The following is a 5,820-nucleotide window of genomic DNA, read 5'->3' as shown; positions in this document are numbered from 1 at the left end:
CTTTAACTACTGAAAAAATCTCCTTTAACTACTTAAATGAATCCTTCTTGTCAAAGAACACTCTCGTGGCGTTAAGCACCGCGAGCAGGGCCACGCCTACGTCGGCGAAGACGGCGGCCCAGAGGTTTGCCATTCCGAACAGGCCGAGAACCATCACCAGCAGCTTTATTCCGATGGCGAAGACGATGTTCTCGTGTACAATGCGGCGCGTGCGGCGGCCTATGCGTATGGCGGCGGCCACTTTCGCCGGGCTGTCGTTCTGTATCACCACGTCGGCCGTTTCTACTGCCATGTCGGCGCCAAGTCCTCCCATGGCAATGCCTACGTTGCTCAGCGCCAGCACGGGGGCGTCGTTTATTCCGTCGCCTACGAAGGCCACGTTGCGCCCGTCATGCTTCAGGGCTTCGATATGTTTTACCTTGTCTTCGGGCAGAAGGTCGCCGTAGCCCTTGTCCACCTTCAGCGTGTCGGCCACCTTGTCAACGAGCGCCTGCTTGTCGCCCGACAGTATCTCGACATGCCCTACGCCGCTCTTGCGCAGTCGGGCAACGGCCTCTATGGCGTCGTCTTTCAGCGTGTCGGCAAGCAGTATGTGCCCTACATACCGTCCGTCCCTGGCGCAGGCCACGATTGTTTCGGGCACCGAGGCCAGCTCTTCCGGGTAGGCTACGCCCTCGCGGTCGAGCAGCTTCAGCGTGCCGGCCAGCCAGCGCGAGCCTCCGGCCACGGCCGCAAGCCCGTAGCCGGGTATGTCCTTCAGCTCGGTTACGCTTACGCCAGTGCTTCCCGCGTATTCGGTTATTGCCTTGGCTATTGGATGGTTGCTGCCGCTCTCCATGGCGGCCACCACGTCAAGCAGTCCTTCGTGTGCCTTGTCGTCGACTTTTACGACGTCGAACTTGCCGCGTGTCAGCGTTCCCGTCTTGTCGAACACTACGGTGTCGAGTCGTGTCACGGCGTCGAGCCAGTTGCCGCCCTTGAAGAGTATGCCCTTCCTTGAGGCCGCCCCGATACCTCCGAAATAACTCAGCGGTATGCTGATGACCAGCGCGCAGGGGCACGATATCACAAGGAAGATTAGCGCCCGGTAGAACCATGTGCTGAAGTCGTAGGCGAACGACGCGTCGGCCAGCGACCACAGCCACGGCACGAGCGCCGTAAGCGCCGCCAGGGCGATGACCGTAGGTGTGTAGACACGGGCGAACTTGCGGATGAACAGTTCGGCCGGAGCCTTGCGCCCGGAGGCCTCTTCCACCATGGATAGTATGCGGGCCACGGCGCTCTGGTCGGCGGGGCGCGCCACACGGAGGCGCACCGCGCTGTCGGTGGCTATCATCCCGGCCAGCACCTCGCCGCCGGTCTCTATCGTGCGGGGCACGCTCTCGCCCGTCAGGGCCGCCGTGTTGAGCGCCGCGGCCGGCGTTGTCAGCACGCCGTCGAGCGGTACGCGCTCGCCCGGGCGCACCTCGATGATGTCGCCTACGGCCACTTCGTCTGGACTCTTGGTTACGATACCCGTGGCCGTCACTACCGAGGCGTGGTCGGGACGGAACTCCATCAGGCTCTTGATGTTGTCGCGGGCACGGTCAACGGCCATGTCCTGCAGGGTCTCGCCGATGCAGTAGAACAGCATTACGGCCACAGCCTCGGGATATTCGCCGATGGCGAAGGCGCCGATTGACGCCACGCTCATCAGCATGAACTCGCTGAACACGTCGCCCTTCATGGCGCATTCCCATGCCTCCTTCATCACTCCGAGCCCTACGGGCAGGAAAGCCACGATGTACCAGGCTATGCGCGGCGCCCCGCCGGCAAACCAACCGACGTTGGCATGCGCCATGACAATGCCTGCGATGAGCATGGCCAGCGATATGCCCGGTTTGAGAAAACTCCTTTCTTCCATATCTTTTGCTGTTTAAATAGTCGTTTTACTGATGCAAAAGTACGGCTAAAGGAGTGCAACCGGGTTGCAAAGTTGGGGCGGGGCAGGGGCCTGCCGTGAGTAGGGCGGCAGGCGGAGTGTAAGTGGCTGATAGTCAGAGGGGTTATAAAAGGCCGTCTTTCGGAGGCTGAAAGACGGCATATAGCAACGCGAAAGGTGGCCTTTTGTAATGTAAAAGGCCACCTTTCGGTTCTCGTCCGCTGCCGTTCAGACGAACATCAGCGTGGTTATTGTTCCGGGGTCGAATATCTCGCGCGCCACGTCCTGCAGGTCTTCGGGCGTCAGCTCGTCGATTTTCTCCATCAGTCGGGATATGTCTTTCTCCCTGCCGCTGTGCAGGTAGTTCTTCGAGAAGTCGAGGGCGAAGCTCTCGCGGTTGTCGCATGCCACGCCGATTTGCCCCTTTATTTGGCGTTTTGCGGCAGCCAGCCGTGCTGCCGAGAGGGGCTTCGAGGCCATCTTGTCGAGCTCCCGTGCCACCAGCCGGCGGCAGCGCGCCACGTCCTTGGGGTCGCATCCGAAGTAGACGCACCACAGACCCGTGTCAGAGTAGCTTACCATCGAGCTGTCGACGGTGTACACCAGTCCGTTCCTCTCCCTCAGCGCTATGTTGAGCAGGGCGTTCATGGCCGGGCCGCCCACGATGTTGTTGAGCAGGTATAGCGCCATGCGGCGGTCGTCATGCACGTCGTAGGCCCTGCGTCCTATCATCACGTGCGCCTGGTGCGTGCCCCGGTTCATCACCAGCTCGTGAGCTGTCGCCGGCGGCAGCGGCGCCTCGCAGCTTGTGTTGAGTAGCGGCGCGTGGTCGGGAAAGTCGCTCGTGGCGCGTTCGAGCAGCGTCACCAGCCGGCCGAAGTCGATGTTGCCGTACGAGAAGAATACCGCGTTCTCCGGGCGGTAGAAGCGTGAGGTGAAGCCGATGGCGTCGTCGGTCGTATATCCGCGCAGGCGCTCCGACGTTCCGAGAATGTTGTGCCCGAGGGGATGTCCGGCGAAGATGATGTTGTCGAACTCGTCGTAAATCAGTTCGGCAGGCGAGTCGTTGTAACACTCTATCTCGTCGCAGATCACCTCGATTTCCTTGTCGAGCTCGGCCTGCGGGTACGTGCTGTGGAATACGATGTCGGTAAGCAGGTCGACGGCGCGCGGCAGGTGCTCGCGCATAATTGCCGAGTAGAACACTGTGTCTTCCTTGTTGGTGAAGGCGTTGAGGTCGCCCCCGACCCTCTCCAGGCGGTTGAGCACCTGCAGCGAGTTGCGCCTCGAAGTGCCCTTGAAGGTGGCGTGCTCGCAGAAGTGGGCAAGTCCCTCCTCGCCGGGGCGCTCGTCGCGCGTGCCGGCGCATATCCCGTAGCCGCAATATACCACGGGCGAGGCCGACGGCAGGTGGATGATACGCAGTCCGTTGGCCAGAGTATGTGTGTTGTAGTTCATGTTGTTTAATTTATTCAGGAGTAAAGTGGAGCTTTGCTCCTTGGTTGTTCGGTTTGCAAAAATACATGATTTTCACGAGTTTATACTTTGTTTTATTATATAAAAAACAAAAAATTCGTAACTTTGCCACCGATAACATACTTAAGGTAAAGGATATACAATGCGCAAGGTAATAGGAATAGGCGAAACCGTGCTCGACATAATCTTCAAGCATGGACAGCCAGTGAGCGCCGTGCCTGGCGGCTCGGTTTACAACGGTATTATCTCGCTGGGGCGTGCCGGTGTGCCGGCGGCCTTCGTCAGCGAGGTGGGCAACGACCGCATAGGCAAGAGGACGATAGACTTCCTGAAGGAAAACGGGGTGGAGGCCGACAACGTAGGGATGTTCAAGGGCAGCAAGTCGCCCATCTCGCTGGCCTTCCTTAACGAGCAGAACGACGCCGAGTACATATTCTACAAGGACCATCCGCACGACAGGCTCGACTATGTAGTGCCGGAAATAAACCGTGACGACGTAGTGATGATAGGCTCTTACTATTCTGTCAACCCCGTGATACGCCCGCAGGTGGCCGCCATACTCAACGCCGCGCGCGACCGTGGGGCGATAATCTACTATGACGTGAACTTCCGCGCGGCGCACGCCGACGAGGTACTGAAGCTGACGCCGAACATACTGGAGAACTTCGAGTATGCCGACATCGTGCGCGGCAGCCGCGACGACTTCAAGGTGATGTACAACATGGACACGCCCGACAAGGTGTATAACTCGGAGATATCGTTCTACTGCAAGAAGTTCGTATATACCGACGGGGCCAACCCCGTGGAGCTGCGCGGCGACTTGGGGCTGAAGAAGAGCTATCCCGTGACGGCAACCGACACGGTGAGCACCATCGGCGCCGGCGACAACTTCAACGCCGGACTGGTGTACGGCCTGATGCGCTACGGCGTGACGCGCGACATGATGGACGGCGCGATACCCGAACAGACGTGGGACAAGATAATAGCCTGCGCCCTGGCCTTCTCGGCCAACTGCTGCAAGAGCATTGACAACTCGATTGACAAGGACTTCGGCGAAGCCATGAAGGCTGAGCTAAGCGGAAACTAATTGGGCTAATAAGGCCTATCAGGCTTATTGGGCCTAATTAGCCTGATAAGCCTAATAAACCCCAAGACTAATAACAACTAAAGCTACGATAACGATGATTGAGATTACAGACAAAATCTATTATGTCGGCGTGAACGACCGCAACAAGGAGCTCTTCGAGGGCTTGTGGCCGCTGCCGAACGGAGTTTCCTACAACTCTTACCTTATTGACGACGAAAAGGTATGCCTTATTGATACAGTTGAAGTTGACTTCTTCATGCCTTTCCTGAAGAACATACGCGAGATATTGGGCGACAGGCAGATTGACTACCTCGTAATAAACCACATGGAGCCCGACCACAGCGGTGCCATAGAGCTTATCCGTAAATACTATCCCGGAATAAAAATCGTGGCCAACAAGAAGACGTTTGGCATGATAGAGGGCTTCTACGGCATAACAACCGACGAGGTGGAGGTGAAGAACGGCTCTACGCTCAGCCTCGGGCGCCACGAGCTTTCGTTCGTGCTGACGCCGATGGTGCACTGGCCCGAGACGATGGTAACGCTCGACACGACCACCAACACGCTGTTCTCGGGCGACGCCTTCGGCTGCTTCGGCGCGCTGAACGGCGGCATAATCGACTCTGAAATCAACTGCGATGAGTTCTGGTTGGAGATGATACGCTATTATTCGAACATCGTCGGCAAGTACGGCACTCCCGTACAGAACGCCCTGAAGAAGCTCGAGGGCGTACAACTGGACTACATCTGCTCTACGCACGGCCCCGTTTGGCATGAGTATATCGACAAGGTAATCGGCATTTACGACCGCTTGAGCCGCTACGAGACCGAGGAAGGCATCGTGATATGCTACGGAACGATGTACGGCAACACCGAGCGCATGGCCGAAGTGATTGCCCGCGCCGCGAGCCAGGCCGGCATCAAGAACATCGTTATGTACAACGTGTCGAAGACCCACCACTCTTACATTATCCGTGACGTATTCCGTTACCGCGGACTTATCGTCGGCGCGCCGACGTACAACGCCGGACTGTACCACGAGATGGAGGTATTGCTGAGCGAACTTGCCGGCAAGGACATCAAGAACCGCCACTATATAGGCTGGTTCGGCAGCTATGCGTGGGCCGGAAAGGCCGTCGAGCGTATCAAGGAATGGAACGAGCAACACCTGAAGTTCGAGCCTGTGGGCACTCCGGTGGAGATGAAGCAGAGCCTCAAGGACGACACCTTTGCCCTGTGCGAGGCGCTCGGCAGGGCAATGGCCGATAGGCTGAAGGAGGATAGATAGTCTCTTTTCAGTAGTTAAGAAGTTAAAGGAGTAAAGGAGTTAAGACAA

Annotated in this window: 4 protein-coding genes; 2 read left to right on the top strand and 2 right to left on the bottom strand. The window is 57.9% G+C overall.

Annotated elements, in window-relative coordinates:
* Window positions 1–28: 28 nt before the first annotated feature.
* Together H6A34_RS13405 and H6A34_RS13400 are read right to left on the bottom strand one after the other, a co-directional pair.
* Window positions 29–1,903: a heavy metal translocating P-type ATPase gene (locus H6A34_RS13405; protein WP_205105927.1), complete on the bottom strand. Its 1,875-nt coding sequence runs from the start codon at window positions 1,901–1,903 to the stop codon at window positions 29–31.
* Window positions 1,904–2,149: 246 nt separating this feature from the next.
* Window positions 2,150–3,379 (bottom strand): M16 family metallopeptidase, encoded by a 1,230-nt coding sequence (locus H6A34_RS13400; protein ID WP_205105926.1) that lies wholly within the window; start codon window positions 3,377–3,379, stop codon window positions 2,150–2,152.
* A 160-nt stretch (window positions 3,380–3,539) separates the two neighbouring features.
* Between H6A34_RS13400 and H6A34_RS13395 the strand changes: the two genes are divergently transcribed.
* On the top strand, window positions 3,540–4,484 hold the full coding sequence (locus H6A34_RS13395) for a carbohydrate kinase family protein (protein ID WP_021948668.1): 945 nt from the start codon (window positions 3,540–3,542) through the stop codon (window positions 4,482–4,484).
* 94 nt (window positions 4,485–4,578) lie between these two features.
* Complete coding sequence (locus tag H6A34_RS13390) at window positions 4,579–5,772, top strand: FprA family A-type flavoprotein (RefSeq protein WP_205105925.1); 1,194 nt, start codon at window positions 4,579–4,581, stop codon at window positions 5,770–5,772.
* The last annotated feature ends 48 nt before the right edge of the window (window positions 5,773–5,820 follow it).

The sequence above is a fragment of the Marseilla massiliensis genome (assembly GCF_016899855.1).
GTDB lineage: Bacteria > Bacteroidota > Bacteroidia > Bacteroidales > Bacteroidaceae > Prevotella.
This window is presented reverse-complemented; position numbering and strand designations above follow the sequence as displayed.

Coding starts and splice junctions, on each gene's coding strand:
- H6A34_RS13390 (WP_205105925.1), top strand. CDS start 4,579: ATGATTGAGATTACAGACAAAATCTATTATGTCGGCGTGAACGACCGC.
- H6A34_RS13400 (WP_205105926.1), bottom strand. CDS start 3,379: ATGAACTACAACACACATACTCTGGCCAACGGACTGCGTATCATCCAC.
- H6A34_RS13405 (WP_205105927.1), bottom strand. CDS start 1,903: ATGGAAGAAAGGAGTTTTCTCAAACCGGGCATATCGCTGGCCATGCTC.
- H6A34_RS13395 (WP_021948668.1), top strand. CDS start 3,540: ATGCGCAAGGTAATAGGAATAGGCGAAACCGTGCTCGACATAATCTTC.